Annotated in this window: 38 protein-coding genes; 35 read left to right on the forward strand and 3 right to left on the reverse strand. The window is 42.6% G+C overall.

Translation table 11 applies throughout. The features are described from left to right. Positions 1 to 50: 50 nt before the first annotated feature. Positions 51 to 1,634, reverse strand: coding sequence for a helicase HerA-like domain-containing protein (locus FTV38_RS04535; protein WP_180021612.1), 1,584 nt, complete (start codon positions 1,632 to 1,634; stop codon positions 51 to 53). Positions 1,635 to 1,648: 14 nt separating this feature from the next. Next, positions 1,649 to 2,851 carry a PLP-dependent transferase gene (locus FTV38_RS04540; RefSeq protein ID WP_180021614.1) on the reverse strand — a complete coding sequence of 401 codons (1,203 nt, stop codon included), beginning with the start codon at positions 2,849 to 2,851 and terminating at the stop codon, positions 1,649 to 1,651. 158 nt (positions 2,852 to 3,009) lie between these two features. Here FTV38_RS04540 and FTV38_RS04545 point away from each other — a divergent pair, with 158 nt between their 5' ends. The 31 genes from FTV38_RS04545 to FTV38_RS04695 all read left to right on the forward strand — a co-directional run bounded on the left by FTV38_RS04545 (position 3,010) and on the right by FTV38_RS04695 (position 20,208). Continuing rightward, positions 3,010 to 3,747: a type 1 glutamine amidotransferase gene (locus FTV38_RS04545; protein WP_180008436.1), complete on the forward strand. Its 738-nt coding sequence runs from the start codon at positions 3,010 to 3,012 to the stop codon at positions 3,745 to 3,747. 268 nt (positions 3,748 to 4,015) lie between these two features. Further along, the gene (rpsJ, locus tag FTV38_RS04550) at positions 4,016 to 4,327 is read left to right on the forward strand and encodes a 30S ribosomal protein S10 (RefSeq protein WP_000070912.1); all 312 of its coding nucleotides are present in this window, start codon (positions 4,016 to 4,018) and stop codon (positions 4,325 to 4,327) included. A gap of 59 nt (positions 4,328 to 4,386) precedes the next feature. Next, positions 4,387 to 5,025 carry a 50S ribosomal protein L3 gene (rplC, locus tag FTV38_RS04555; protein WP_078189280.1) on the forward strand — a complete coding sequence of 213 codons (639 nt, stop codon included), beginning with the start codon at positions 4,387 to 4,389 and terminating at the stop codon, positions 5,023 to 5,025. Between the two features lie 11 nt (positions 5,026 to 5,036). Then, a complete protein-coding gene (rplD, locus tag FTV38_RS04560) occupies positions 5,037 to 5,639 on the forward strand; it encodes a 50S ribosomal protein L4 (protein ID WP_078189279.1) in 603 nt (200 codons plus the stop codon). Then, positions 5,636 to 5,956: a 50S ribosomal protein L23 gene (rplW, locus tag FTV38_RS04565; RefSeq protein ID WP_005012992.1), complete on the forward strand. Its 321-nt coding sequence runs from the start codon at positions 5,636 to 5,638 to the stop codon at positions 5,954 to 5,956. Before rplD ends, rplW begins: the two co-directional genes overlap by 4 nt. An 11-nt stretch (positions 5,957 to 5,967) precedes the next feature. Beyond that, positions 5,968 to 6,792 carry a 50S ribosomal protein L2 gene (gene rplB, locus FTV38_RS04570; RefSeq protein ID WP_078189278.1) on the forward strand — a complete coding sequence of 275 codons (825 nt, stop codon included), beginning with the start codon at positions 5,968 to 5,970 and terminating at the stop codon, positions 6,790 to 6,792. A 19-nt stretch (positions 6,793 to 6,811) separates the two neighbouring features. Beyond that, positions 6,812 to 7,087: a 30S ribosomal protein S19 gene (rpsS, locus tag FTV38_RS04575; RefSeq protein ID WP_004281508.1), complete on the forward strand. Its 276-nt coding sequence runs from the start codon at positions 6,812 to 6,814 to the stop codon at positions 7,085 to 7,087. An 11-nt stretch (positions 7,088 to 7,098) separates the two neighbouring features. Continuing rightward, entirely contained in the window at positions 7,099 to 7,428 is a 330-nt protein-coding gene (gene rplV, locus FTV38_RS04580) for a 50S ribosomal protein L22 (protein WP_035265103.1), read from the forward strand. A 1-nt stretch (position 7,429) separates the two neighbouring features. After that, positions 7,430 to 8,182 carry a 30S ribosomal protein S3 gene (gene rpsC / locus FTV38_RS04585; protein WP_078189277.1) on the forward strand — a complete coding sequence of 251 codons (753 nt, stop codon included), beginning with the start codon at positions 7,430 to 7,432 and terminating at the stop codon, positions 8,180 to 8,182. Between the two features lie 3 nt (positions 8,183 to 8,185). After that, entirely contained in the window at positions 8,186 to 8,599 is a 414-nt protein-coding gene (rplP, locus tag FTV38_RS04590) for a 50S ribosomal protein L16 (protein ID WP_078189276.1), read from the forward strand. Further along, positions 8,599 to 8,796 carry a 50S ribosomal protein L29 gene (gene rpmC, locus FTV38_RS04595; RefSeq protein ID WP_005012982.1) on the forward strand — a complete coding sequence of 66 codons (198 nt, stop codon included), beginning with the start codon at positions 8,599 to 8,601 and terminating at the stop codon, positions 8,794 to 8,796. The genes rplP and rpmC overlap by 1 nt, the downstream gene beginning before the upstream one ends. Then, the gene (rpsQ, locus tag FTV38_RS04600; RefSeq protein ID WP_078189275.1) at positions 8,793 to 9,050 is read left to right on the forward strand and encodes a 30S ribosomal protein S17; all 258 of its coding nucleotides are present in this window, start codon (positions 8,793 to 8,795) and stop codon (positions 9,048 to 9,050) included. Before rpmC ends, rpsQ begins: the two co-directional genes overlap by 4 nt. Positions 9,051 to 9,139: 89 nt before the next feature. After that, positions 9,140 to 9,508: a 50S ribosomal protein L14 gene (gene rplN / locus FTV38_RS04605; RefSeq protein WP_005012978.1), complete on the forward strand. Its 369-nt coding sequence runs from the start codon at positions 9,140 to 9,142 to the stop codon at positions 9,506 to 9,508. Positions 9,509 to 9,517: 9 nt separating this feature from the next. Continuing rightward, positions 9,518 to 9,835 (forward strand): 50S ribosomal protein L24, encoded by a 318-nt coding sequence (gene rplX, locus FTV38_RS04610; RefSeq protein ID WP_078189274.1) that lies wholly within the window; start codon positions 9,518 to 9,520, stop codon positions 9,833 to 9,835. Positions 9,836 to 9,850: 15 nt separating this feature from the next. Next, the gene (gene rplE, locus FTV38_RS04615; protein WP_067762907.1) at positions 9,851 to 10,387 is read left to right on the forward strand and encodes a 50S ribosomal protein L5; all 537 of its coding nucleotides are present in this window, start codon (positions 9,851 to 9,853) and stop codon (positions 10,385 to 10,387) included. 9 nt (positions 10,388 to 10,396) lie between these two features. Next, complete coding sequence (rpsN, locus tag FTV38_RS04620) at positions 10,397 to 10,702, forward strand: 30S ribosomal protein S14 (RefSeq protein WP_067762906.1); 306 nt, start codon at positions 10,397 to 10,399, stop codon at positions 10,700 to 10,702. Between the two features lie 12 nt (positions 10,703 to 10,714). After that, positions 10,715 to 11,110: a 30S ribosomal protein S8 gene (gene rpsH, locus FTV38_RS04625; protein ID WP_078189273.1), complete on the forward strand. Its 396-nt coding sequence runs from the start codon at positions 10,715 to 10,717 to the stop codon at positions 11,108 to 11,110. Between the two features lie 13 nt (positions 11,111 to 11,123). Next, positions 11,124 to 11,657: a 50S ribosomal protein L6 gene (gene rplF / locus FTV38_RS04630; RefSeq protein ID WP_078189272.1), complete on the forward strand. Its 534-nt coding sequence runs from the start codon at positions 11,124 to 11,126 to the stop codon at positions 11,655 to 11,657. Positions 11,658 to 11,671: 14 nt separating this feature from the next. Next, positions 11,672 to 12,022: a 50S ribosomal protein L18 gene (rplR, locus tag FTV38_RS04635; protein WP_067762903.1), complete on the forward strand. Its 351-nt coding sequence runs from the start codon at positions 11,672 to 11,674 to the stop codon at positions 12,020 to 12,022. A gap of 2 nt (positions 12,023 to 12,024) precedes the next feature. Next, positions 12,025 to 12,522 (forward strand): 30S ribosomal protein S5, encoded by a 498-nt coding sequence (rpsE, locus tag FTV38_RS04640; protein WP_067762902.1) that lies wholly within the window; start codon positions 12,025 to 12,027, stop codon positions 12,520 to 12,522. A 6-nt stretch (positions 12,523 to 12,528) separates the two neighbouring features. Further along, the gene (gene rpmD, locus FTV38_RS04645) at positions 12,529 to 12,705 is read left to right on the forward strand and encodes a 50S ribosomal protein L30 (RefSeq protein ID WP_005012961.1); all 177 of its coding nucleotides are present in this window, start codon (positions 12,529 to 12,531) and stop codon (positions 12,703 to 12,705) included. 3 nt (positions 12,706 to 12,708) lie between these two features. Beyond that, on the forward strand, positions 12,709 to 13,149 hold the full coding sequence (gene rplO / locus FTV38_RS04650; RefSeq protein WP_078189271.1) for a 50S ribosomal protein L15: 441 nt from the start codon (positions 12,709 to 12,711) through the stop codon (positions 13,147 to 13,149). Between the two features lie 45 nt (positions 13,150 to 13,194). Then, the gene (gene secY / locus FTV38_RS04655; protein WP_171263746.1) at positions 13,195 to 14,514 is read left to right on the forward strand and encodes a preprotein translocase subunit SecY; all 1,320 of its coding nucleotides are present in this window, start codon (positions 13,195 to 13,197) and stop codon (positions 14,512 to 14,514) included. A 20-nt stretch (positions 14,515 to 14,534) separates the two neighbouring features. Beyond that, entirely contained in the window at positions 14,535 to 14,651 is a 117-nt protein-coding gene (gene rpmJ / locus FTV38_RS04660) for a 50S ribosomal protein L36 (protein ID WP_000867907.1), read from the forward strand. A 107-nt stretch (positions 14,652 to 14,758) separates the two neighbouring features. Continuing rightward, positions 14,759 to 15,115 carry a 30S ribosomal protein S13 gene (rpsM, locus tag FTV38_RS04665; RefSeq protein ID WP_078189269.1) on the forward strand — a complete coding sequence of 119 codons (357 nt, stop codon included), beginning with the start codon at positions 14,759 to 14,761 and terminating at the stop codon, positions 15,113 to 15,115. A 19-nt stretch (positions 15,116 to 15,134) separates the two neighbouring features. Then, on the forward strand, positions 15,135 to 15,521 hold the full coding sequence (rpsK, locus tag FTV38_RS04670) for a 30S ribosomal protein S11 (protein WP_001040166.1): 387 nt from the start codon (positions 15,135 to 15,137) through the stop codon (positions 15,519 to 15,521). Between the two features lie 12 nt (positions 15,522 to 15,533). Then, positions 15,534 to 16,160 (forward strand): 30S ribosomal protein S4, encoded by a 627-nt coding sequence (rpsD, locus tag FTV38_RS04675; RefSeq protein ID WP_078192454.1) that lies wholly within the window; start codon positions 15,534 to 15,536, stop codon positions 16,158 to 16,160. Between the two features lie 17 nt (positions 16,161 to 16,177). Beyond that, positions 16,178 to 17,185: a DNA-directed RNA polymerase subunit alpha gene (locus FTV38_RS04680; protein WP_004650465.1), complete on the forward strand. Its 1,008-nt coding sequence runs from the start codon at positions 16,178 to 16,180 to the stop codon at positions 17,183 to 17,185. Between the two features lie 18 nt (positions 17,186 to 17,203). After that, complete coding sequence (gene rplQ / locus FTV38_RS04685) at positions 17,204 to 17,569, forward strand: 50S ribosomal protein L17 (RefSeq protein ID WP_005012953.1); 366 nt, start codon at positions 17,204 to 17,206, stop codon at positions 17,567 to 17,569. A 216-nt stretch (positions 17,570 to 17,785) separates the two neighbouring features. Beyond that, on the forward strand, positions 17,786 to 19,276 hold the full coding sequence (locus tag FTV38_RS04690; protein WP_180021616.1) for an NAD(P)/FAD-dependent oxidoreductase: 1,491 nt from the start codon (positions 17,786 to 17,788) through the stop codon (positions 19,274 to 19,276). A 134-nt stretch (positions 19,277 to 19,410) separates the two neighbouring features. Beyond that, positions 19,411 to 20,208 carry an alpha/beta fold hydrolase gene (locus FTV38_RS04695; RefSeq protein WP_373887001.1) on the forward strand — a complete coding sequence of 266 codons (798 nt, stop codon included), beginning with the start codon at positions 19,411 to 19,413 and terminating at the stop codon, positions 20,206 to 20,208. Between the two features lie 44 nt (positions 20,209 to 20,252). Here FTV38_RS04695 and FTV38_RS04700 read toward each other — a convergent pair whose 3' ends face one another. Beyond that, complete coding sequence (locus FTV38_RS04700; protein WP_180021618.1) at positions 20,253 to 21,425, reverse strand: acyl-CoA dehydrogenase family protein; 1,173 nt, start codon at positions 21,423 to 21,425, stop codon at positions 20,253 to 20,255. 182 nt (positions 21,426 to 21,607) lie between these two features. Here FTV38_RS04700 and FTV38_RS04705 point away from each other — a divergent pair, with 182 nt between their 5' ends. The 4 genes from FTV38_RS04705 to rrtA all read left to right on the forward strand — a co-directional run bounded on the left by FTV38_RS04705 (position 21,608) and on the right by rrtA (position 24,444). Further along, positions 21,608 to 21,865 (forward strand): succinate dehydrogenase assembly factor 2, encoded by a 258-nt coding sequence (locus tag FTV38_RS04705; protein WP_078189264.1) that lies wholly within the window; start codon positions 21,608 to 21,610, stop codon positions 21,863 to 21,865. Beyond that, entirely contained in the window at positions 21,858 to 22,244 is a 387-nt protein-coding gene (locus tag FTV38_RS04710; protein ID WP_078189263.1) for a hypothetical protein, read from the forward strand. The genes FTV38_RS04705 and FTV38_RS04710 overlap by 8 nt, the downstream gene beginning before the upstream one ends. Positions 22,245 to 22,763: 519 nt before the next feature. Continuing rightward, positions 22,764 to 23,828, forward strand: a complete 1,065-nt coding sequence (locus FTV38_RS04715) for a hypothetical protein (RefSeq protein WP_180021620.1) — start codon at positions 22,764 to 22,766, stop codon at positions 23,826 to 23,828. A 43-nt stretch (positions 23,829 to 23,871) separates the two neighbouring features. Continuing rightward, positions 23,872 to 24,444 (forward strand): rhombosortase, encoded by a 573-nt coding sequence (gene rrtA, locus FTV38_RS04720; RefSeq protein ID WP_168379122.1) that lies wholly within the window; start codon positions 23,872 to 23,874, stop codon positions 24,442 to 24,444. Positions 24,445 to 24,591 lie beyond the last annotated feature (147 nt).

A 24,591-nucleotide genomic window follows, 5' to 3' on the forward strand; every position in this document is an offset into this window, starting at 1 on the left:
GGAATATAAAAAGATTCCATAAATTTGTACTTTTTAATTGGGCTTTTAGATTATTTCTTGCCGAAAATAGAACCTAAGAGGCCACGGATAATTTTCTGACCTGTCGACCCACCCAAGCTGCGTGCTGCACTTTTTGCAAAAGTTCCTACAGTGTCTTGAATCAGTTTTTCACGTTGTTTGGCTGAGCGCTCAGCGTCTTTTTGTTGTTCGCGTGCAAGGCGTTCTTGTTCACGCGCTTGCTGTTTAGCGAGTGCATCTGCTTCTTTGGCTTGTTGTTTGGCCAACGCTTCTTGTTCTTTGGCTTCTATTTTATCTTGTTCCGCTTGGACGGCTTGTTGTTGGCGCTCCGCCACTTTATTTTGTAAAAGTTCATAGGCACTTTCACGATCTGCTTCGGTGTCATACACACCTGCGACAACGCTATTTGCCATCAGAGCTTTGCGTTCTTCTACAGCAATTGGGCTAAATGAAGAGTAGGGTGGCATCACCCAAGCACGTTCAACAATTTGAGGTGTGCCTTGTTCATCTAGACAGCTGATCAGTGCTTCACCTACAGCCAGTTCCGTAATCACTTGATCGACTTTAAACGCAGGATTGGCTCGGAAAGTATCTGCTGCCGTCTTAACAGCTTTCTGATCTTTGGGGGTAAATGCACGTAGCGCATGCTGAACGCGGTTACCTAGTTGTCCTAAAACACTCTCGGGTAGGTCAAGTGGATTTTGCGTTACAAAGTAAATCCCGACGCCTTTAGAGCGAATTAGACGAACCACTTGTTCAATCTTTTCTTGTAAAGCAGGGCTGGCATTATCAAACAATAAATGCGCTTCATCAAAGAAGAACACCAGTTTGGGTTTATCCATATCTCCAACTTCGGGCAATTGTTCAAACAGTTCTGACAGCATCCAAAGTAAGAAAGTCGCATAGAGCTTAGGGGTATTCATTAACTTGTCGGCTGCGAGCAGGTTGATGTTGCCACGACCTTGTGCATCCGTTTGAATGAAATCCATGATATTGAGCGCAGGCTCACCAAAGAACTTGTCACCGCCTTGATCTGCCAAGGCAAGCAAATTACGTTGAATTGCACCTAAACTTGCAGGCGATAAATTGCCATATTCATTTTTAAATTCAGCTGCATGTTCACTGACGTAGCTGATCATGGCTTTTAAGTCTTTAAAGTCGATGAGCAATAAGCCCTGATCATCGGCAATACGAAAGACCGCAGATAACACGCCTTCTTGCGTGTCGTTTAAATTCAGAATTCGGGCAAGGAGCAGTGGGCCAATTTCAGAAATGGTGGTGCGAATGGGATGTCCTTGTTCACCAAACAAATCCCAAAACACCACAGGTGAGGCAGCAAAAGGAATACTCTCGATATTTAAACTTTTAATACGCTCGTCAAACTTAGGATTGCTTTCACCTGCTTTGGCAAGGCTAGAAACATCCCCTTTGGCATCGGCTAAAAATACGGGTACACCCAGCCGAGAAAAACTTTCTGCCAACACCTTCAACGTCACCGTCTTACCAGTACCTGTAGCCCCAGCAATTAAACCATGGCGGTTTGCAAATTGTGAATGAAGCACCACATCTTGTGTGGTGTCTTGTGTCTTTTTGCCAATAATAATTGGTGTACCCATAGATGTTCCTGTATTTATTCGAGTTGCTGTTTATTTAAATGTTGTAGTGCATTTTCTATATCTTGTATTAAATCTGCAGGATGTTCTAGTCCTATGCAAAAGCGAACCAGTAAGCCGGCTTGAATGTGTGAATGTTCGAGTACACGCATATCTTTTAAGTTATATAGCATGACTAAACTGACTGGGCCACCCCAGCTAAAACCAAGCTTAAAGAGTTTCAGCGCATCGCAAAAGCGGCGTACATCTTGCAAGCTATATTTTTCATTAAATACCACGCTGACCAAGCCGGCACTGTGTTGTTCTGTACAAATTTCTTTCCAATGCTGATGTCCTGCGGAAGCTTCATCAGCAGGATGTAAAACCTGTACAAAGGCTGGCTGCTGTTTTAGCCAATTTAATAAAGTTAAAGCACTTTGTGACTGGTGTTCATAGCGCAAGCGCATAGAAGCCAGGCTGCGTTGTACTTGCGCGGCGTCATCACCAGAGATACTAATGCCTTGAATGGCGTGGGCACGAAACAGTTTGTGATGAAGCTTTTTATCTCGTGTAATTACCGAGCCCATTAAAATATCGCCACCACCACTTGGGTATTTGGTCAAGGCATGCACACTGATATCGACACTCAGATGCTCAGCACTGAAATCAAAAGCATTAAAGGCAAGTCCTGCGCCCCAAGTATTGTCCAGTGCAGTGAGAATGTTATGGGCTTGGGCTTTTTTGACCAAGCCGACTAAATCTGGAAACTCTAAAGTGACAGATCCAGCAGCTTCTAACCAAATAAGCTTGGCTTGCGCTGAAGGTGTGAATGAGTTGACATCAATCGGGTTATAAACCTTGACCACGATACCGTAGCGGGTTTCTAGGTTGCGTAGATGTTCCATATTTGGGCCATAGATATTATCTGCGACCCAAACCTCATCCCCCTGACTTAAAAAACATGAATTGACCAAATTAATTGCAGACAAACCGCTTGGTGCAAGTAAGTGATACAAGCCTCCTTCAATCTGAGCAAGCTGATCGCCTAGGGTAAATGTCGTGGGGGTACCATGCGTGCCATAGCTATAGTCATAATCATCGGTCCAATGGCGATTAAATAGCGCATCTGTATTTTCGAAAATTATAGTGGATGCACGAAACAGGGGAGGTTGAACACTATTGATGTATTGCGGTGCCATTCTTGGTGCATGAATGAGTTCAGTTTGAGGATTCTTTTTCACGTGGCGCTCTGAAATGATCAAAATAATAATGAATGTTCAAAAGAATACGACTAAAACGCATGGATTTACGATGCTTTTGTATAGAAAATTAAGTGAAAAGCAAAGTTGGCTTCATTCTTGCAAAACCGATATCAGAGCAACAACAATAGGTTTAGCGCATGAAGTCGCATTTAAAAGTACATTATTTTCAGCATATTGCTGGCGAAGGGTTCGGCAGTTGTTATGATTTTTTAAAACAGCATCAGGCCAAAATTACGGCCACAGAATTCTTTGCATTACCTGTCGATCAAGCCTTGGATCTCGAGGCTTTGCCGCATGTTGAAGATGTCGATTTACTTATCATCATGGGTGGGACCATGAGCGTAAATGATGAGGCAAATTTCCCATGGTTAAAAATAGAAAAACGATGGCTGCGACGCTATTTAGCACTCGGCAAACCCGCAATCGGGCTTTGTTTAGGTGGGCAATTGATTGCCAATGCTTTGGGTGGGGCGGTGAGCCGAAATGCACAACAAGAATTGGGTTGGACGACCATCCGTAAGGTCGCTAACGTACCGCATGACTGTTTCAAACTACCGGAAGAGTTTAAAGTCATGCAGTGGCACAGTGAAACATTTGAAATTCCGAAAGGAGCGGTATTGCTGGCGGAAAATGATGCATGTCGTAATCAAATGTATCAAATCGGGCAAAATGTTTTGGGCTTTCAATTTCATCCTGAAATTACCCCAGAAGTGCTCGATTTATTTTTGGAAAATGATGAAGAAGTGGCATTTTTTTCAGGAACACATGTACAGCCAGTACATGATCTACGGAAAAGCGCAAAGAACAAATTTATTGAGGGAAATCAAATACTAAACCAAGCAATAGAGTATGTATTAAGAAAAAACGCCTATTGATTAAAAGTTAAGCAATTGATCTTGCATAAAAAATGAAAAATATAAGAAAAACAGCAAAAGAGATTTGCTTATGCATTAAACAATAGCTATAATGGGCGACCCTTTGATGAAGGGGGTTAGCTACGAATAAAGTAGTTAACATCGTGACAGTCGCGGCATCGATCGTGACCTTAGTGATATTTCACTGCTCTTGACACTTGCCTCTTTTAAAGTGGGGTGAGATGCGTCAAGGGTGATTCTTTATATATTTGGCTTGGAGTTAACTGGTATGTCTAACCAGAGAATTCGTATCCGTCTTAAGTCTTTTGATCACCGTCTAATTGATCAATCAGCTCAAGAAATCGTAGAAACAGCAAAACGTACTGGCGCACAAGTTTGTGGTCCAATCCCGATGCCTACACGTATCGAACGTTTTAACGTTTTAACATCACCACACGTTAATAAAGATGCGCGTGACCAATACGAGATCCGCACTTACAAACGTTTGATCGACATCGTTCAACCTACAGATAAAACTGTTGATGCATTGATGAAATTAGATCTTGCAGCTGGTGTTGATGTTCAGATCGCTTTGGGTTAAGGCTTTCGGTTAATTAACGCTCTAAGTTAATTAGGCCGCTTTTTTAGAGGTTTATGCACATGGCTATTGGTTTAGTCGGTCGCAAGTGCGGTATGACACGTATCTTTACAGATGCTGGTGTTTCTGTACCTGTAACAGTGATTGAGGTTGATCCTAACCGCATCACACAAATCAAAACGCTTGAAACTGATGGTTATCAAGCGATTCAAATCACTACTGGTGAACGTCGCGAATCTCGCGTAACTAACGCTCAGAAAGGTCACTTTGCGAAAGCTGGTGTAGCTGCTGGTCGTCTAGTTCAAGAATTCCGCGCTACAGAAGCTGATCTTGAAGGTCGTGAAGTTGGCGGAACTATCGGTGTAGATGTGTTCACAGTGGGTCAAATTGTTGACGTTACTGGTACATCTAAAGGTAAAGGTTTCCAAGGTGGTGTTAAGCGTTGGAACTTCCGTACTCAAGACGCTACACATGGTAACTCTGTATCTCACCGTGTTATCGGTTCTACAGGTCAAAACCAGACTCCTGGTCGCGTGTTCAAAGGCAAAAAAATGCCTGGTCACTTAGGTGCTGAACGTGTAACTACACAGGGTCTTGAAATCGTTGCTATCGACGCAGAACGTTCAGTTCTGGTTGTTAAAGGCGCGGTTCCTGGTGCTACTGGTGGCGACGTTACTGTTCGTCCTACTATCAAGGCCTGAGGGGAAATAACGTGAATTTAAATACTGTTTCCGGCTCTGCTGTTGAGTTATCTGAAGTTGCGTTTGGTCGTGATTTTAACGAAGCTCTTGTACACCAAGTTGTTACAGCTTACTTAGCTGGTGGTCGTCAAGGTTCTAAAGCGCAAAAATCACGTGCTGACGTTTCTGGTGGTGGTAAAAAACCTTTCCGTCAAAAAGGTACTGGCCGCGCTCGTGCTGGTTCTATTCGTAGCCCAATCTGGGTTGGCGGTGGTAAAACTTTTGCTGCTCGTCCACAAGACTGGTCTCAAAAAGTAAACCGTAAAATGTATCGCGGTGCTATGCAATGCATCCTGGCTGAGCTTGTTCGTCAAGATCGCCTTGTTTTAGTTGAAGAGATTGCTGTTGCAGCTCCAAAAACTAAAGAATTGCTTGCAAAACTTAACGACTTGAATGCACCTCGTGCATTAATCGTTACAGATGCTGTTGATGAGAACTTGTATCTTGCTGCTCGCAACATTCCACACGTTGATGTGGTTGATGCTGCTGCAATCGATCCTGTTAGCTTGATCGCGTTCGATAAAGTTGTTATGTCTGTTGCTGCTGCTAAGAAAATTGAGGTAGAACTCGGATGAACAACGAACGTATCTATCAAGTCCTACAAGGACCTGTATTCTCAGAAAAAGCACAAGTTTTAGGCGAAACTGCTGGTGTTCAAGTGTTCAAAGTTGCACTAGATGCAAACAAACTTGAAATCAAAAAAGCTGTTGAGCAACTATTTGGTGTTCAAGTTGTTAAAGTTAACACAACGATCACTAAAGGTAAGACTAAACGCTTTGGTAAAACATTAGGACGTCGTTCTGATGTTAAAAAAGCATACGTCACCCTGAAAGCTGGCCAAGATGTTGAAATGGCTGACTTGGGCGATACCGCTGAAAACGCAGCGGAATAAGGACGAAAATTATGCCGATTCAAAAATGTAAGCCAACGTCTCCAGGACGTCGCTTTGTAGAGAAAGTGGTTCATAACCACCTTCACAAAGGCGCGCCATATGCTCCGTTGGTTGAAGCTAAAAAACGTACTGGCGGTCGTAATAACAACGGTCACATTACAACTCGTCACGTTGGTGGTGGTCATAAACAGCACTACCGTATCGTAGACTTCAAACGTAACAAAGACAGCATCCCTGCTGTAGTTGAGCGTATTGAATACGATCCAAACCGTACAGCTCATATTGCTTTATTGAAATATGCTGACGGTGAACGTCGCTATATTATTGCACCTAAAGGCCTTCGCGCTGGTGATCAAGTTCAATCTGGTAACGATGCTCCAATCCGTCCAGGTAACTGCTTGCCACTTCGCAACATGCCTATCGGTTCTACTCTTCACAACATCGAGCTTAAAATCGGTAAAGGCGCACAATTAGTACGTTCTGCTGGTACATCTGCTCAATTGTTGGGTCGTGACGGTTCTTACGCTATCATTCGTCTTCGTTCAGGCGAAATGCGTAAAGTACACGTTGAATGCCGTGCTGTGTTAGGTGAAGTTTCTAACTCAGAAAGCAACCTTCGTTCACTTGGTAAAGCAGGTGCATCACGCTGGCGTGGCGTTCGTCCTACCGTACGTGGTATGGCGATGAACCCAGTAGACCATCCACATGGTGGTGGTGAAGGACGTAACAAAGGTATTCAACCTGTAAGTCCATGGGGTCAAAAAGCTAAAGGGTACAAAACACGTACCAACAAGCGTACGACTAAGATGATCATTCGCGACCGTCGCGTTAAGTAACAAGTAAAGGAATCTGACAATGCCTCGTTCTCTGAAAAAAGGCCCATTCGTCGATGCGCACTTGTTCGCTAAGGTTGAAGCGGCTATCGCGGCTAATAACCGTAAGCCGATCAAAACTTGGTCGCGTCGTTCGATGATCTTACCGGATTTTGTTGGTCTAACAATTTCTGTACACAATGGCCGTAACCATGTTCCAGTGATCGTATCTGAGCATATGGTTGGTCATAAATTAGGTGAATTCGCGCCAACTCGTACCTATCGTGGTCACGGTGTTGACAAGAAGTCTAAACGTTAATAGGTGCTATGATGGAAGTAACTGCTAAATTACGCGGTGCCGCTATCTCGGCACAAAAAGCACGTTTGGTTGCAGACCTAATTCGCGGCAAATCTGTTGCGCATGCTTTAAATATCTTAAACTTCAGCAACAAAAAAGCTGCAGTTTTAGTTAAAAAAGCATTGGAATCTGCGATTGCAAACGCTGAACACAATAACAGTTTAGATGTAGACGACCTTAAAGTTTCTACGATCTACGTTGATGAAGGCATGAGCCTGAAACGTATTTTGCCACGTGCTAAAGGCCGTGCAGATCGTATTACTAAGCGTACTTGTCACATTACCGTTAAGGTAGGGGTTTGATATGGGTCAGAAGGTTCATCCAATCGGTATCCGCCTAGGTGTTGTGAAACGTCATAACGCTAACTGGTATGCGAATCCGAAACAATATGCTGAATATTTGCTAAAAGATCTTCAAGTTCGTGAGTTTTTAACTAAAAAACTTAAGAATGCGATGGTAAGCAATATTCTTATCGAACGCCCTACAGGCGCAGCTAAAGTAACTATTAGCACTGCACGTCCTGGTATCGTGATCGGTAAAAAAGGCGAAGACATTGAGAAATTACAACGCGAATTAACAGCCATTATGGGTGTTCCTGCGCAAGTAAGTATCAATGAAATCGATCGCCCAGATTTAGACGCTCGTTTAGTTGCTGAAGCAATCGCTTCTCAATTAGAAAAACGTGTAATGTTCCGTCGTGCTATGAAGCGTGCGGTTCAAAACTCTATGCGTGCTGGTGCTAAAGGTATCAAAGTAGAAGTTTCAGGCCGTCTAGGTGGTGCTGAGATTGCTCGTACTGAATGGTATCGTGAAGGTCGTGTACCTCTTCATACTCTTCGTGCTGACATCGACTATGCTACTATGCGTGCTGAGACTACTTACGGTACGATCGGCGTTAAAGTATGGATCTTCCGTGGTGAGATCTTGGGTGGCATGAAACAAGTCATGAACCCAGCTCCAGCTGAAGAACGTCCAGCTAAACGTGGTCGTGGTCGTGGTGAAGGTCAAGAGCGTCGTGGTCGTCGCAATGATCGTTCTGCTGAAAAAGGAGAATAATCCATGTTACAACCTAAACGTACTAAATTCCGTAAAGTGCAAAAAGGCCGTAACACTGGTCTAGCACATCGCGGTAGCTCAGTATCTTTTGGTACTATTGCACTTAAATCAATTGAACGTGGTCAAATGACTGCACGTCAAATTGAAGCAGCGCGTCGTACAATCAGCCGTCGTATTAAACGTGGTGGTAAGATCTTTATCCGTGTTTTCCCAGACAAACCAATTACTGAAAAACCATTAGAAGTTCGTATGGGTAAAGGTAAAGGTTCTGTGGAATACTGGGTTTGCCAAATCAAACCAGGTAAAGTCTTGTACGAAATTGATGGTGTTAACGAAGAACTTGCTCGCGAAGCGTTTACGCTTGCTGCTGCAAAACTTCCGTTTAAAACCACTATCGTGACTCGGACGGTAATGTAATGAAAACTAATGATCTACGTGAAAAGTCGGTAGAAGAGTTGACAGCTTTGCTTGATGAGCAACAGCTTAACCAATTCCGTCTTCGTATGGCGAAAGCAACTGGTCAATTGGGTAAATCGCACGAAGTTGCGCTTACTCGTAAAACTATTGCTCGTATTAAGACACTCCTAACCGAAAAACAGGGGAACGGACAATGAGTGAACAAACAGTTCGCACGTTAACCGGTAAAGTAGTTAGCGACAAGATGGACAAGTCTATCGTTGTTCTTATCGAACGCCGCGTTCAACACCCGTTGTATGGCAAATCAATCCGCCGTTCAACTAAATTACACGCTCATGATGAAAACAATGTTGCTAAAGTTGGCGACGTAGTAAGCATCAAAGAAAGCCGCCCAATTTCTAAAACTAAGTCTTGGACTTTAGTTGAAGTTGTTGAAGCTGCTGCTGAGTAATTAAACGTTCTTGCATCATCGGTCAATTTCGAGTACTCTTTGAGCCTTTCGAAATTGCGACCGGTGATGCTCGGTTTTGGAGTAGGGCAATGATTCAAACCGAAAGTATGCTAGACGTAGCAGACAACAGTGGTGCTCGCCGCGTACAATGTATTAAAGTACTTGGTGGTTCACATCGTCGTTATGCTTCTGTTGGCGACATTATTAAAGTTACTGTAAAAGAAGCTATTCCACGCGCACGTGTTAAAAAAGGTGACGTGATGAATGCTGTAGTTGTACGTACAAAATTCGGCATCCGTCGTGCAGATGGTTCAGTTATTCGTTTCGACGATAACGCAGCTGTTATTTTGAACAACAACAAAGCGCCGATTGCAACTCGTATTTTCGGACCAGTGACTCGTGAACTTCGTACTGAACAGTTCATGAAAATTATTTCATTGGCTCCTGAAGTTCTATAAGAGGCACTCATGGCTAAGATTAAAAAGGGCGATCAAGTAATTGTGATCGCAGGTAAAGAAAAAGGCAAACAAGGTACTGTTTTGTCTGTTTCAAATGACCGTGTTAAGGTTGAAGGCCTTAACTTGGTAACGAAGCATCAAAAGCCTAACCGAGCTACTGGCGCTGAAGGCGGCATCGTAACTCAAGAAGCTGAGCTTCATATCTCTAACGTGGCAATTTTTAATGCTACAACCCAAAAGGCTGACCGTGTTGGTTACCAAGTGATTGAAGGCGTGAAAACTCGCGTATTCAAATCTAATGGTGAATCAGTGGCGGTAGCGAAGTAATAGGTTGACTAGGCAATGGCCAGACTTAAAACGCGTTACAACGACGAACTTAAGGCTCAATTAAAAGAAACATTGGGCGTTAAGAATGTGATGGATATTCCTCGCATTACAAAAATCACCATCAACATGGGTGTTGGTGCTGCATCAGCTGACAAGAAATTGTTAGATGGCGCTCTTTCTGATATGCAAGCAATTGCTGGTCAAAAACCAGTACTTACTTTAGCTCGTAAATCTATCGCTGGTTTCAAAATCCGTGATGGTTGGCCGATCGGCTGTAAAGTTACTTTACGCGGCGAACGTATGTACGAATTCTTAGACCGTTTGATCTCTATCGCGATCCCTCGTATCCGTGACTTCCGTGGTTTCTCTGCGAAATCATTCGATGGTCGTGGTAACTACTCAATGGGTCTTAAGGAACAAATCATGTTCCCTGAAATCGATTTTGATAAGATTGATCGTATTCGTGGTATGGACATTACCATCACTACGACTGCTCGCACCGATGACGAAGGCCGTGCGCTTATGCGTGCATTCGGCTTCCCGTTCAAATAAGAGGTCGATATGGCTAAGAAAGGTATGATTAATCGCGAATTGAAACGCGAAGCTACTGTTGCTAAATACGCTGCGAAACGTGCTGAATTAAAAGCAATTATCGCAAACGTTAATGCATCAGACGAAGAACGTTTCGAAGCGATGATGAAATTTCAAGCATTACCACGTAATGCGTCTCCAGTACGTCTACGTAACCGTTGTGGTTTAACTGGTCGTCCTCATGGTTACTTCCGTAAGTTCGGCTTAAGCCGTAACAAATTACGTGAAACAGTAATGCAAGGTGATGTACCGGGCGTTGTTAAGGCAAGCTGGTAAGGAGCACTATAAATGAGTATGCAAGATACCGTTGCCGACATGCTAACACGTGTTCGTAACGCACAAATGGCAAAGAAACAAACTGTTTCTATGCCAAACTCAAAGTTGAAAGTTGCGATTGCTAACGTACTTCAACAAGAAGGTTATATCGCTGATGTAGCTGTTGCTGACAATGAAGGCAAAGCGACTTTAACGATTACTTTAAAATATTTCGAAGGCAAACCAGTTATCGATACTGTGAAACGCGTAAGCCGTCCTGGTCTACGTCAATATCGCGGTAAAGATGCACTTCCTAGCGTTAAGCAAGGTTTAGGTATTGCAATTGTTTCTACAAGCAAAGGCATCATGACTGATCGCGCTGCACGTGCTGCAGGTATCGGTGGTGAAGTTATTGCTTTTGTTTCTTAATAGGTGATTCCTCATGTCTCGTGTGGCTAAAGCCCCAGTAACTGTACCTAACGGTGTTACAGTTACTCAGAACGGCCGGCAGGTCGAAGTGAAAGGCAGCAAAGGTACATTGTCTTTCAACCTGCATGCGCTGGTCGAGCTAAAACAGGAAGACGGTACTCTAGTTATTGCTCCTAAAGCTGAATCTAAAGATGCTTGGATGCAAGCTGGTACTGCTCGCGCTGTGCTTAACAACCTTGTAAAAGGTGTTAACGAAGGTTTCGAACGTAAGTTACAGCTTATCGGTGTTGGTTATAAAGCTGCGGTTAAAGGTAACATTGTTAACCTTAACCTTGGTTTCTCTCACCCGATCGACTACAACCTTCCTGAAGGTGTAACTGCAGAAACTCCTACTGCAACTGAAATTGTACTTAAATCAGCTGATAAAGCTAAATTAGGTCAAGTTGCTGCAGAAATCCGTGGTTACCGTCCGCCAGAGCCTTATAAAGGTAAAGGTGTTCGTTATTCTGACGAAGTTGTACTTCGTAAAGAAGCTAAGAAGAAATAAGGCGCGAGGTTCTTATGAACGAAAAGAAACAATCCCGTTTGCGTCGTGCGAAAAGCACACGCTTGCACATCCGTGCATTGGGTGCGACTCGTTTGTGTGTAAACCGCACTCCGCGTCACATCTATGCTCAAGTTATCTCTGCAGATGGTGGCAAAGTATTAGCGCAAGCTTCTACTTTAGACGCTACTCTACGTGCTGGTACTACTGGTAACGTTGAATCGGCTCAGAAAGTTGGTGCTTTAATTGCAGAACGTGCTAAAGCGGCTGGTGTAACTAAAGTTGCATTTGACCGTTCTGGTTTCAAATATCATGGTCGTATCAAAGCCTTGGCTGATGCTGCTCGTGAAAACGGCTTGGAGTTCTAATCATGGCTAAAGTTGAACAAAACGAAGGTCTTGTTGAAAAGCTGGTTGCCGTTGATCGTGTAGCCAAAGTTGTTAAGGGTGGTCGTATCTTCTCTTTCACAGCATTAACTGTTGTGGGTGATGGTAATGGTCGCGTAGGTTTTGGTCGTGGTAAAGCACGTGAAGTTCCAGCTGCTATTTCTAAAGCACTTGAAGCTGCTCGTCGCAACATGATTACTGTTGACCTTGTTGACGGTACTGTTCAGCACCCTATCAATGCTCGTCACGGTGCAAGCCGCGTTTACATGCAACCTGCTTCTGAAGGTACTGGTGTAATTGCTGGTGGCGCTATGCGTGCAGTTTTAGAAGCTGTAGGTGTACGTAACGTATTAACTAAGTGTTATGGTTCTACTAACGCTGCTAACGTAGTAAACGCAACTTTTAACGGTTTGCGTGATATGACTTCTCCTGAGAAAGTTGCTGCGAAACGTGGTTTATCAGTAGCACAAATTCAAGGGTAATCAATCATGAAAACGATTAAAGTTACCCAGACTAAATCTTCATCGCATCGCTTGAAAAATCACAAGCTTAGCCTTAAAGGTTTAGGTCTGCGTCGTATTGGTCATACAGTTGAAGTGCAAGATACGCCTTCTAACCGTGGTATGATCAACCAAGTTTACTATATGGTTAGTGTAGAGGAATAAGCCATGACTCTGCGTTTAAATACAATTGCACCTGCAGAAGGTGCTAAGCGTGACAACCTTCGTTTAGGCCGTGGTATCGGTTCTGGCGTTGGTAAGACTGGTGGCCGTGGTGTCAAAGGTCAAAACTCACGTAAGAGCGGTGGTACTCGTCCTGGTTTCGAAGGTGGTCAAACTGCGTTATACCGTCGTTTACCTAAATTCGGTTTCACTAGCCAAATGGCTTTGAAAACTGCTGAAGTACGTTTATCAGAACTTGCTAAAGTTGAAGGCGACATCGTGTCTCTTGAAACTTTAAAAGCTGCTAACGTTGTACGTAAAGATATGTTGCGTGCACGCATCGTACTTTCTGGTGAAATTACTCGTGCATTCACTGTTCAAGGTGTTGCATTGACTAAAGGCGCTAAAGCTGCTGTTGAAGCTGCTGGCGGTAAAGTCGAGGAGTAATCCCCAGTGTCTATGACTCCTAGTTCGACAGGTCATGTTAACATGATGAAAGGCCAACCTTTTCATGTGAAATATCGTGAAATTATTCGCCGTATGATGTTCCTCATCGGGGCGTTGTTGGTTTTTCGACTGGGAGCACATATTCCAGTACCGGGCATTAACAATGCCGCACTAGAGAATCTGTTTAATGCAAACCAAGGTACGATCCTTGGTTTGTTTAACATGTTCTCAGGTGGTGCATTAGAGCGTATGTCAATTCTTGCTCTTGGGATTATGCCGTATATCTCTGCATCGATTATCGTGCAGTTAATGTCTACGGTTGTTCCTTCGCTGGAAGCTTTAAAGAAAGAAGGCGAACAAGGTAAGCGTAAGATCAATCAATATACGCGACAAGGCACATTGTTTCTTGCACTTGTGCAAGCCGTTGGGATGTGTGCAGGTCTGATTAGTCAAAATATTACTTTGACTAGTGGACTTGCTTTTTACGTTCCTGCTGTAACTTCTTTGGTTGCAGGTACAATGTTCCTGATGTGGTTAGGTGAGCAAATTACTGAGCGTGGAGTAGGGAATGGTATTTCCATGATCATCTTCGCTGGTATCGTTGCTGGTTTGCCGAACTTGGTTCTGCAATCTTTAACCTCAGTAGATAATGGCCAATCAAGTTTAATTGGTCTTGCAATCTTTGCATTGCTATCTGTTGCAGTGTTAGCAGCAATTGTGTTTATTGAGAAGGCGCAGCGTCGCATTCCAGTAAACTATGCTCAAAAACAGCAAGGTCGTCGTGTATTTACTGCTCAGCAAACACATTTGCCATTAAAAATTAATATGGCGGGTGTGATTCCTGCAATTTTTGCGAGTTCATTGCTATTGTTCCCAGCGAGCTTAGGGCAATGGGTTGGCAGTGCAGACCCAAATGCTGGCGTGATTAAACGTGGCCTACAAGATTTGGCACTCGTATTGTCGCCGGGTCAACCGATGTATTTGGTGCTATTTGGTGCATTAATTATCTTCTTCTGTTACTTCTATACTGCGCTAGTATTTAGTCCGAAAGAAGTGTCAGAGAATTTAAAACGTAGTGGTGCTTATGTGCCGGGTATTCGTCCTGGTGAGCAAACTGCACGCTATTTAGATCATATTTTGAATCGTTTGACTTTTATTGGCGCGGTTTATATCACAATCATCTGTTTAATGCCGATGATTCTACAAAGCTCATTTGGTATTCCATTTAGCTTAGGTGGTACGTCTTTACTGATCGTAGTGGTGGTGGTGATGGACTTTATGGCTCAGCTCCAAGCTCATCTCACATCGCATCAATATGACAATCAATCGTTAATGCGTAAAACGACTGCTCATCCGAAAGGATAAGCGCACTTAGAGGTTTCATTATGAAAGTTCAAGCTTCTGTAAAGAAAATTTGTGGTAGCTGTAAAGTTATCCGTCGTAATGGGGTTATTCGCGTAATTTGCAGCGCAGAACCTCGTCATAAGCAGCGTCAAGGTTAATCTGATCAAGACCTGTTGATTTCAGTAGGCTAATTAGGTTATTATCCGCCCCTCAAAGATTTTGTCGGGCGGTTGATTATCTTAACTGCCTTTTTGGAGAAAATTGAATGGCTCGTATTGCCGGTGTAAACATTCCGGATAACAAGCATGCTGTTATCTCTCTAACGTACATTTTTGGTATTGGTCGCCACACTGCAAAAGCTATCTTAGCTGCTGCTGGTATTGCACCAACAACTAAAATTCGTGAATTAGATGACGCTCAGCTTGATGCGATTCGTGCAGAAGTTACTAAGGTTCCTACCGAAGGTGATTTACGTCGCGAAATTTCCATGAACATTAAACGTTTAATGGATTTAGGCTGCTACCGCGGTCTTCGTCATCGTCGCAGCTTGCCTGTCCGTGGTCAACGCACCAAAACTAACGCACGTACCCGTAAAGGTCCGCGCAAACCTATTAAGAAATAAGATTTCTGGAAGCTAAAAGATGGCTAAAGATACTCGCACACGCAAGAAGGTCACTCGTACCGTCTCTGAAGGTGTTGCACACATTCACGCTTCTTTTAATAACACCATTGTGACTATTACCGATCGTCAAGGTAATGCACTGGCTTGGGCTACCTCTGGTGGACAAGGCTTCCGTGGATCACGTAAATCAACTCCGTTTGCTGCTCAGGTAGCTGCTGAAGTTGCTGGTAAAGCTGCTTTAGATTACGGTTTGAAAAACTTGGACGTCCTTGTAAAAGGTCCTGGTCCAGGTCGTGAATCTGCGGTTCGTGCTTTAGGTGCAGTGGGTTATAAAATTAACAGCATTACCGATGTGACGCCAATCCCGCACAACGGTTGCCGTCCACCTAAAAAACGTCGCGTGTAAGGAGAAACATTCATGGCTCGTTATATTGGTCCAAAATGCAAACTCTCTCGCCGCGAAGGGACAGACCTGCAATTAAAATCTGGCGTTAAACCATTTGACGTCAAAACAAAAAAAGCTGCTAAAGCACCTGGCCAACATGGTGGCGCTCGTGGCGGCAAACAATCTGAGTACTCACTACAATTACGTGAAAAACAAAAAGTACGTCGTATGTACGGTGTTTTAGAGCGTCAATTTAGTAACTACTACAAAGAAGCTGCTCGTGTTAAAGGCGCAACAGGTGAAAACTTGTTGAAACTTCTTGAAAGCCGTCTAGATAACGTTGTTTATCGCATGGGTTTTGGTTCTACACGTGCAGAAGCTCGTCAGCTTGTATCTCACCGTTCAATCACTTTAAATGGTCGTCGTGTTAATATCGCGTCTATCCAAGTTAAAGCTGGTGACGTTGTTGCAGTTCACGAAGGTGCTAAACAACAATTGCGTATCAAAAACGCAGTTGAGTTAGCGACTCAACGTGGCATTCCATCTTGGATTGAAATTGATCATTCTAAATTGGAAGGTACGTTCAAAGCTGCACCAGATCGCTCTGATTTACCTGCTGAAATCAACGAAAGCTTGATTGTAGAATTGTATTCTAAATAATCCTTGAGGTAGCAATAATGACGCGTACTGCAAATGAGTTTCTAACTCCGCAAGCGATCAAGGTCGAAGCGGCAAGCGGGACCTCGGCAAAAGTTATTCTAGAACCATTAGAGCGTGGCTTTGGTCATACTCTTGGTAATGCTTTACGTCGTATCCTTTTGTCTTCTTTACCTGGCGCAGCCGTGGTTGAAGTAGAGATTGAAGGTGTCGAGCACGAGTACAGTACTTTGGAAGGCTTGCAGCAGGACATCGTCGAGCTCTTGCTGAACCTAAAAGGATTGTCTATTAAGCTGTTCGATCAAAATGAAGCTTATCTGACATTGGAAAAACAAGGTCCTGGCGACGTTACAGCCGCTGACCTTCGTTTACCACACAATGTTGAAGTGGTTAACCCTGAACACTTGATCGGTACTTTAAGTGCTTCTGGCTCATTAAAAATGCGCCTGAAAGTTTCTCAAGGTCGTGGTTATGAGACTTCTGATTCACGCTTCCCTGAAGGCGAAACTCGCCCAGTGGGTCGTTTACAATTAGATGCTTCTTACAGCCCAATCAAACGTGTGTCTTACACAGTGGAAAACGCTCGTGTAGAACAACGTACTGACCTTGATAAATTGATCATTGATCTTGAAACCAACGGTACTGTTGATCCTGAAGAAGCAATCCGCAAAGCGGCAACAATCTTGCAACAACAAATTGCAATTTTTGTTGATCTTCAGAAAGATCAAGCACCAGTTGCTCAAGAGCCTCGTGAAGAAGTTGATCCGATTTTGCTTCGTCCAGTAGATGATCTAGAGCTTACTGTTCGTTCTGCTAACTGTTTGAAAGCAGAAAATATTTACTACATTGGCGATCTTGTTCAACGTACTGAAGTTGAGTTGCTTAAAACTCCTAACTTAGGTAAAAAATCGTTGACTGAGATTAAAGATGTTCTGGCATCGAAAGGCTTGCAATTGGGCATGCGTTTAGAGAACTGGCCACCGGCTAGCCTCCGCATGGACGATCGCTTTGCTTATCGTAGCCGTTAATTAAGTAGGACTATCACCATGCGTCATCGTAATAGTGGTGTGAAATTAGGCCGTACAAGCAGTCATCGTAAAGCGATGTTCCAAAACATGGCTAATTCTTTGTTCGAACACGAGTTAATTAAAACTACTGTTCCTAAAGCAAAAGAATTGCGTCGTGTTGCTGAGCCTTTAATCACTTTAGCTAAAGTCGATTCTGTAGCAAACCGCCGTTTAGCGTTTGCTCGTACTCGTTCAGCTGCAACTGTTGGTAAATTATTTACCGTTCTTGGCCCTCGTTACAAAGAACGTAACGGCGGTTATCTACGTGTTCTTAAAGCGGGCTTCCGTGCAGGTGATGCTGCACCGATGGCTTACGTTGAGCTAGTAGATCGCGAAGTTAACTAATTTCGTGAAGAGCAGCGTACGTTGTTCTAAAAAAGGTCGGTTTTTAACCGACCTTTTTTAATGCCTGCAGTTTTGTATTGGCTGTATATTGTTAGACAATAATTCAATTTGTCCTTAAAAGATAAAAATAAATCGCCTTTTGCTTAAACTTGACATTGTGCATTGTCAAAAATGTGATTTAATAAATATAAATCTAAGATAGGTTAAAAGAACAACATGGAAAAACAAGTTGATATTCTCATTGTAGGTGCAGGGATTTCCGGTGTAGGTTTGGCTGCGCATCTTTCAAAAAATTGTCCAAATCGTTCATTTGAAATTATTGAACGTCGTGAAAGTTTCGGTGGAACATGGGATCTATTTAAATATCCGGGTATTCGTTCTGATTCGGACATGTCAACTTTTGGCTTTAATTTTAAGCCGTGGAAAAAATCTAGTGTGCTTGCAGACGGGCCTTCGATTAAAGGCTACCTATCTGAAGTGATTGATGAATATAAAATCAAAGAAAAAATTCATTTTAAACATCGTGTTGTGAGTGCAAATTACGACTCACAAACTCGTAAATGGTCTGTTGTTATTGAAGATGCGAAGAAGAAGCAACAAACCTGGGTTGCAAATTTCGTCTTTGGCTGTACGGGTTATTATAATTACGACCAAGGGTTCCAGCCTGAGTTTGCAGGGCAAGAAAAGTTCAAAGGTACCTTTATTCATCCACAACATTGGCCTGAAAATTTTAATTACGCAGGTAAAAAAGTGGTCATTATTGGCAGTGGTGCAACAGCGATTACCTTGGTCCCTGCTATGGCAAAAGGAGGTGCAGCTCATGTAACGATGTTACAGCGTTCTCCAACCTATATTGCCTCAGTACCTTCTATTGACATCATTTATGACAAGATGCGTAAAGTATTGCCTGAAGATGTTGCTTATAAACTGACCCGTGCACGAAATATCGGTGTCCAACGGGCTGTTTATGCTGTTGCACAAAAGCAACCTAAATTACTCCGTAAATTTTTATTAAAATCAATTGAGTTGCAGTTGAAAGGTAAAGTAGATATGAAGCACTTTACCCCAGATTACAATCCTTGGGATCAGCGCCTTTGTGTGGTGCCAGATGGTGATTTGTTTAAAATTTTACGCGATGGCCGTGCATCTGTTGAAACCGATCAAATTGAAAGTTTTACTGAAAATGGCATTCAATTGAAATCAGGTAAACATCTTGATGCAGATGTAGTAATTTCTGCTACAGGTCTCAACATTCAAATTTTAGGCGGCATTAGTGCCACAATCGATGGACAGCCACTGAATACCTCAAAACATATGTTGTACCGTGGTGTTATGGTCAGTGATGTACCCAATATGGCGATGATTATTGGCTATATTAATGCTTCATGGACTTTAAAAGTCGATATTGCTTCTGAATACATCTGTAAATTGATTAACTATATGGATCAAAATGGTTATAACCAAGTGATTCCACAAGGCGATGCGACCGAGTTGTTAGAAGATACCGTAATGGGAAGTTTGACTTCAGGCTATATTGCACGTGCAGCAGATGTGATGCCAAAACAGGGTAAACATGCACCGTGGAAAGTCAGCAATAACTATTTGGCAGATCGTAAAGAATTAAAGCATGCTTCATTTGAAGATGGAGTGCTGAAATTTGAAAAAAAGTCTGATCAAGTGGCTGCTAAACCCAGATTAGTTTCTTAAGTCTATTACATAAAAAAGGAGCATGATGCTCCTTTTTTTTACTTTAGATGTGTGACTTTAGGGTTTTATTTGATGCGCTTTATTTGTTGAAAAATATATCATGTTGAAAATAAGGAAAAGCACACAGGGTTAATGTGAATATTCAAGAACATTCAGAATTTATAGAATTAAATGCTTATGAGCTATATACCCAAGTTTGGCAGCCAGAAACTACAGATAAAGATGCAACTTTGGCTCCGATTATATTAATGCATGATTCACTAGGAAGTGTGGATTTGTGGCGTGATTTTCCTGCGCAATTGGCTTCTGCGTCTGGCAGAAAGGTCATTGCTTATGATCGGTTGGGTTTTGGTCGTTCGTCAGCAAATCCTGATGTATTAAGTACTGATTTTGTCTATGCCGAAGCACAGCAGGGCTTTAAGGCGCTTCTTCAACATTATTCCATTCAACAGTTTATTGTGATGGGGCATAGTGTCGGTGGGGGAATGTCTGTTGTGATTGCCAGTGAATATACTGAACAATGTCATGGTCTGATTACCATAGCCGCACAGTATGAAGTGGAAGTACTGACATTATCGGGTATACGTGAAGCCAAAACAGCGTTTGCGCAGCCGGGACAGCTTGAACGCTTGGCTAAATACCATGGGGATAAAGCCCAATGGGTTTTGGATGCTTGGACAGAAACATGGCTCTCACCGAGTTTTCGTCAATGGAACCTTGAGCATTATGTTGGAAATGTACAGTGTCCAAGCTTGGTTATTCACGGAGAACTGGATGAATACGGGACGACAGCACAAGCTCAGAAACTTTTTTCGGGGATTCAAGGTGATGCCGAGCTAGAGATTTTGGAAGGGCTTCATCACATGCCGCATAAAGAGCAACCTGCATTGGTCACCGCACTGATCTGTGATTTCGTGAATGATTTAAGTTGATATCGAAAGAATGTAAAAAGCCCATCAGATGATGGGCTTTTTTGTTATAAAGAGCGGGAAATCAGCTCTTTCATAATTTCATTGGTACCGGCATAGATACGATTGGCTCGGTTGTCGATGTAGGCGCGTGCAATTGGATATTCAAGCATATAGCCATAGCCACCATGCAACTGCAGACATTCATCCACAACTTTTGAGAACATCTCTGAAATTTTGTATTTAGCAGCGGCTGCCGCGTCAATACCGAGCTGTTCCTTAAGTTGTAGCTCCATACAGCGATCTAAATAGGTACGACAAAAATCAATTTCAGTTCTGAGTTCTGCCAATTTAAAACGGGTGTTTTGGAAACTTGATACTGTCTTGCCAAACGCCTTACGTTCTTTGGTGTACTGAACTGTGTGCGCAAAGGCTGCTTCTGCTCCCGCTTGGCAAATAATCGCGACTAACATACGCTCCCAAGCCAATTCCTTCATCAGCATCATAAAGCCCATACCTTGCATGCCAAGTAAGTTGCTTTTAGGGACGCGGACATTGTCAAAGAACAGTTCACAGGTATCCTGACCTTTCATGCCAATTTTATTTAAAGGTTTGCCTTTGCTAAAACCGACGCGATCTGCCTCGACGATAATTAGCGATAAATTAGCTGAACCTTTTTCACTATTACCTGTCTTGCAGACCACAATTGCCATGTCACATAAATAGCCATTGGTGATAAAGATTTTTGACCCATTAATAATATAGTCATCGCCATCTTCTGTAGCGGTTGTGCGTACCGCTTGTAGGTCTGAACCTGTGCCCGGTTCGGTCATTGCAATGGCAGTCACGGTTTCGCCAGAAGCCATTTTCGGCAGCCAATGCAGCTTTTGTTCTTCATTGCCAAAGTTATGAATATAATTGGCCACAATGTCGGAATGCAGTGAAAAGCCAGTAGAGGAGTCCATAGCATAGGCCTGCTCTTCAATCAGAATCATGCTATAGAGTCGGTCTACACCATAGCCACCGTAAGCTTCGGGCATGGTCGGGCAAAGTAAGCCCATGGCACCGGCTTTATTCCATAAGTCACGGTCAACGTGTTGCTGATTTTCGTATTTTTCGATATTAGGTATGACTTCTTTTTCATAAAATTTTCGTACTGTTTCACGAAATGCATCATGTTCTGCATTAAATAATTGACGTGGCAGCATGTTGTTGAGTGGGCGAATCGCTCCAGATTGCATTTTGAATATCCTATTCATTTTTATGGCTTTGTCTTCAACTTATAAGATGCAGCGTGTGACTGCAATGTGCAGAACATTCAAAAGCAAGAATTGCGATGAAGCATTCGGTCAATCTGTGAAAACACTCCACTTCAATGGGGTGGATGAGTTACACTAGACGGGTTCAACGATTGGGGAAGACAATGACTGATGAAATCAGCTTAGAAGAGCGTAAAGTGATCTACCGCGCACGTCGTGGTTTAAAAGAGATTGATGTTTATTTTGATCCCTACGTCAAAAATTACTATTTACAAGCCGATGCAGCTGAAAAAGACATGTTTGCAGAACTCGTTGCTGCAGAAGATCCAGATTTGTTGGATTGGTTTATGGAAGTTAGTGAACCGCCACGTCCTGAATTAAAAACGTTTATTCAAAAATTAAAACATTACGTTCATGGATAATCGGCAATTCAAACTGAAACGCAGTTTTTTATCGCATGCGTTTCAGTTTTTTATTTTTGCGGTATTGATGACGCTGCTTTATCAGTTACTAACACCCATGCTTTGGGGGATATTTTTCCTAATCGGGCTAGTGGTTTATGTTCTGTTTTTCCGTAAGCATTTACACGTCACCAGTCTAGATTATTTGGATGGAACTGATTGGTCTTTGCAACGACTCAACCGCCCGGTGCAACGCGTTCAAATAAGCCATATTTTGGATCATCAAATGTATATTGTGGTGTATTTTATGCATGCACGTGCAAAACCAGTGATTATTTGGCGCGATCAATTGTCATTGAAACAGTGGAAATCACTCAAAGTATTGGCCAAAATGATCTAATTGTTAGACAGCCTTTATTTTTAAAATTCAATAAAATGCAAATATTTCATTATCTTATATTGTGGGTAAAATAATCTTGTCTGACAGGATTGAAATTTATTGGCAAAATATTTAAATTGTCTGACAATTTTAAGCTGTGCGGTGATTCTCTGCCTATATATTAGCCTTACCAACAGCCGTTAAGGGAAATCATCATGATGATGCCAACTTGGATGTTTCTGGTAATAGCGATTGTGTTAGCAATTGTTATAGGACGACTAGGAACAGTGCTGAAGGAACAGTTAACTCAAAAATAAGCAGTCAAACGCTTTCACAGTTAATAAGTAGCATGTGCCGAACCGTCGCTATGCTACTTTTTTTTGCCTAAAATTTAGTCTTTGTAAAAAATCAGTCAATTGCATTCAGCGTGATTCATGGCACAGTGTGTCGTTCAAATTAGAGCAAATACTCTTTTATTCATTTTTTGCTTCTGATATGTTTGTCGTGATGGACATAAACACAATTATAGAGGACAGGAAAATGTCGAGCGTCCAAAAAATATGCCAGGGTGTGGCAGTTGTAGCAATAACAAGTACATTATTCGCGGGTTGTTCGCAGGTTGTAAAAACCGGTGCTAATGTTGCACTCGGATTTACAGAAAAACATATTGTGCCACCAATTTTAGCCATGGAAGATGCTGAAATGGTGTGTAATTCAGGTAATTCATTAACTCCAGCCATTATGGCCACCAAAGATATGGGCGCAGACCCAACACGTGTGGCTGTGTTGATGTATTCAGCAGCAGGGATTTGTGCAGAACAAAAAGCCTTGGATGCAGAGTTACGCTATTTACGTGCATCTAAAGCTAACCAAGTATCCGAAGCACAGGATGCTCGTGTTGAGCAAAAGCGTTGGGCGGCACTTGCTGCACAGCGTCAATATACCGGCTATCAATTATTTCAAGATCGTTTTGAAAAGAAGTATAAGAAAAGTCTAGGTGAAGGCTGTCCAAAAATGAACAGCGACATTGACCAAACAGTGTATATGTTGGGAATGTTAAGTGGCTTACAGGCCATGACCAATGATATTAACTCAGGTGGGGCGGTAAACGTTCCAAAAGACATTGCTGCGATTGTTGAACGCGGTATGGTATGTCTGAATAATGAAAAATTCTGGGGCGCACCAAATGCAACCCGCGCTGTGATCTGGACGTTATTGCCGGGTGCAGGTGATGGAAAACCTGATCCATACCAAACATTGAAACAATCTACGCAAATTGGTGAGCAAAAGGGTGTGAGACTGTCACATGCTTTATATGCGGTTGCTGCACAAGCCAGTGGCGATGATGCGAAAATCCGTGATGCCTTACGTACCTTTGCACAAGCGCGTAGCGATGAGAAACCTGTTAATCCACAATTTAAGCTCATCGATAGCATGGCTGAAACCATGGTGAAAGGGATTTCAGATCGTTATTGGACTGAACATACAGGCGTTCGTACGGCTGATGATGGTATGGAACATTTCTGGGATGAAAGTGCCAATAGTTCTGAACTCGATGATTTGTTTAGTGGTGATATTGAAACCAGTGGCACAGCTGCAAATTAATCTTTGCAATAGCGTTTAAAAGTGAGGTACAGGAGGAGCGAAAATGAAACTACAATTTTTAATACCGAAAATTGTCTTTCTTGCCGTATTCGTTTCGATCTGTGCCTCGCTACAGGTATTTAAAGATTATTTTATCTATTGGCAAGATGACTTATTTCATGATTTTTGGCGCTTATGGACCGCACATTGGGTTCACGTCGGTTGGATTCATTTTGTTTTAAATATATTGGCCTTTATTTGCTTACCGTTTATTTTCCCACGAGTTTCGACATGGCATTTTGTTGCCATTTTATTGATTTTATCTCCTTTAATCAGTCTAAGTTTCTATTTTTTCTTACCCGATATTGAAGCCTATGCCGGATTATCTGGTGTCTTACATGGTGCCTATGTCGCGGTCGCTTGTGTGCATTTGATGTATCGACGGGAGCGAAATTTTGCAGCCTTTGTATTGTTGCTGATTTTGGCAAAATTGGTGTGGGAAAATACCGTGGGCAATACGGGAACGGCTGAATTAATTGGAAGCCCCATTTTAGTCGAAGCACATTTATTGGGGGTGATTTGGGGCATTATCATCGCCTTGTTCTATCTTGTTGGCAATTATTTCTGGGATCGTTAGCTCACTTTAGGTGATTGGGTTGACAAAAAAAACCGAAAAGAAAATACATATTGTCATTTTAATGTTTTGAATATTGATGCAAATTTAAACGTAATAATAAAACAGTTAGGTCAGGGAAAGGATCTTCTCGAGCCGCTAAGGAAAAGG

It is taken from the genome of Acinetobacter sp. YH16044 (genome assembly GCF_013417145.1).
GTDB lineage: Bacteria > Pseudomonadota > Gammaproteobacteria > Pseudomonadales > Moraxellaceae > Acinetobacter > Acinetobacter amyesii.

Bases quoted from the DNA above. Each gene is read 5' to 3' on its own strand.
- rplF (WP_078189272.1), top strand. From the start codon at position 11,124: ATGTCTCGTGTGGCTAAAGCCCCAGTAACTGTACCTAACGGTGTTACA.
- rplV (WP_035265103.1), top strand. From the start codon at position 7,099: ATGGAAGTAACTGCTAAATTACGCGGTGCCGCTATCTCGGCACAAAAA.
- rpmC (WP_005012982.1), top strand. From the start codon at position 8,599: ATGAAAACTAATGATCTACGTGAAAAGTCGGTAGAAGAGTTGACAGCT.
- FTV38_RS04705 (WP_078189264.1), top strand. From the start codon at position 21,608: ATGACTGATGAAATCAGCTTAGAAGAGCGTAAAGTGATCTACCGCGCA.
- FTV38_RS04710 (WP_078189263.1), top strand. From the start codon at position 21,858: ATGGATAATCGGCAATTCAAACTGAAACGCAGTTTTTTATCGCATGCG.
- rrtA (WP_168379122.1), top strand. From the start codon at position 23,872: ATGAAACTACAATTTTTAATACCGAAAATTGTCTTTCTTGCCGTATTC.
- rpsM (WP_078189269.1), top strand. From the start codon at position 14,759: ATGGCTCGTATTGCCGGTGTAAACATTCCGGATAACAAGCATGCTGTT.
- FTV38_RS04535 (WP_180021612.1), bottom strand. From the start codon at position 1,634: ATGGGTACACCAATTATTATTGGCAAAAAGACACAAGACACCACACAA.
- FTV38_RS04545 (WP_180008436.1), top strand. From the start codon at position 3,010: ATGAAGTCGCATTTAAAAGTACATTATTTTCAGCATATTGCTGGCGAA.
- FTV38_RS04690 (WP_180021616.1), top strand. From the start codon at position 17,786: ATGGAAAAACAAGTTGATATTCTCATTGTAGGTGCAGGGATTTCCGGT.
- rpmD (WP_005012961.1), top strand. From the start codon at position 12,529: ATGAAAACGATTAAAGTTACCCAGACTAAATCTTCATCGCATCGCTTG.
- rplN (WP_005012978.1), top strand. From the start codon at position 9,140: ATGATTCAAACCGAAAGTATGCTAGACGTAGCAGACAACAGTGGTGCT.
- rplX (WP_078189274.1), top strand. From the start codon at position 9,518: ATGGCTAAGATTAAAAAGGGCGATCAAGTAATTGTGATCGCAGGTAAA.
- rplC (WP_078189280.1), top strand. From the start codon at position 4,387: ATGGCTATTGGTTTAGTCGGTCGCAAGTGCGGTATGACACGTATCTTT.
- FTV38_RS04715 (WP_180021620.1), top strand. From the start codon at position 22,764: ATGTCGAGCGTCCAAAAAATATGCCAGGGTGTGGCAGTTGTAGCAATA.
- rplO (WP_078189271.1), top strand. From the start codon at position 12,709: ATGACTCTGCGTTTAAATACAATTGCACCTGCAGAAGGTGCTAAGCGT.
- rpsK (WP_001040166.1), top strand. From the start codon at position 15,135: ATGGCTAAAGATACTCGCACACGCAAGAAGGTCACTCGTACCGTCTCT.
- rpsQ (WP_078189275.1), top strand. From the start codon at position 8,793: ATGAGTGAACAAACAGTTCGCACGTTAACCGGTAAAGTAGTTAGCGAC.
- FTV38_RS04700 (WP_180021618.1), bottom strand. From the start codon at position 21,425: ATGCAATCTGGAGCGATTCGCCCACTCAACAACATGCTGCCACGTCAA.
- rpsH (WP_078189273.1), top strand. From the start codon at position 10,715: ATGAGTATGCAAGATACCGTTGCCGACATGCTAACACGTGTTCGTAAC.
- rplE (WP_067762907.1), top strand. From the start codon at position 9,851: ATGGCCAGACTTAAAACGCGTTACAACGACGAACTTAAGGCTCAATTA.
- rpsS (WP_004281508.1), top strand. From the start codon at position 6,812: ATGCCTCGTTCTCTGAAAAAAGGCCCATTCGTCGATGCGCACTTGTTC.
- rplP (WP_078189276.1), top strand. From the start codon at position 8,186: ATGTTACAACCTAAACGTACTAAATTCCGTAAAGTGCAAAAAGGCCGT.
- rpsC (WP_078189277.1), top strand. From the start codon at position 7,430: ATGGGTCAGAAGGTTCATCCAATCGGTATCCGCCTAGGTGTTGTGAAA.
- rplR (WP_067762903.1), top strand. From the start codon at position 11,672: ATGAACGAAAAGAAACAATCCCGTTTGCGTCGTGCGAAAAGCACACGC.
- rpsE (WP_067762902.1), top strand. From the start codon at position 12,025: ATGGCTAAAGTTGAACAAAACGAAGGTCTTGTTGAAAAGCTGGTTGCC.
- rpmJ (WP_000867907.1), top strand. From the start codon at position 14,535: ATGAAAGTTCAAGCTTCTGTAAAGAAAATTTGTGGTAGCTGTAAAGTT.
- FTV38_RS04680 (WP_004650465.1), top strand. From the start codon at position 16,178: ATGACGCGTACTGCAAATGAGTTTCTAACTCCGCAAGCGATCAAGGTC.
- secY (WP_171263746.1), top strand. From the start codon at position 13,195: ATGAAAGGCCAACCTTTTCATGTGAAATATCGTGAAATTATTCGCCGT.
- rplW (WP_005012992.1), top strand. From the start codon at position 5,636: ATGAACAACGAACGTATCTATCAAGTCCTACAAGGACCTGTATTCTCA.
- rpsD (WP_078192454.1), top strand. From the start codon at position 15,534: ATGGCTCGTTATATTGGTCCAAAATGCAAACTCTCTCGCCGCGAAGGG.
- rpsJ (WP_000070912.1), top strand. From the start codon at position 4,016: ATGTCTAACCAGAGAATTCGTATCCGTCTTAAGTCTTTTGATCACCGT.
- rplB (WP_078189278.1), top strand. From the start codon at position 5,968: ATGCCGATTCAAAAATGTAAGCCAACGTCTCCAGGACGTCGCTTTGTA.
- rplQ (WP_005012953.1), top strand. From the start codon at position 17,204: ATGCGTCATCGTAATAGTGGTGTGAAATTAGGCCGTACAAGCAGTCAT.
- rpsN (WP_067762906.1), top strand. From the start codon at position 10,397: ATGGCTAAGAAAGGTATGATTAATCGCGAATTGAAACGCGAAGCTACT.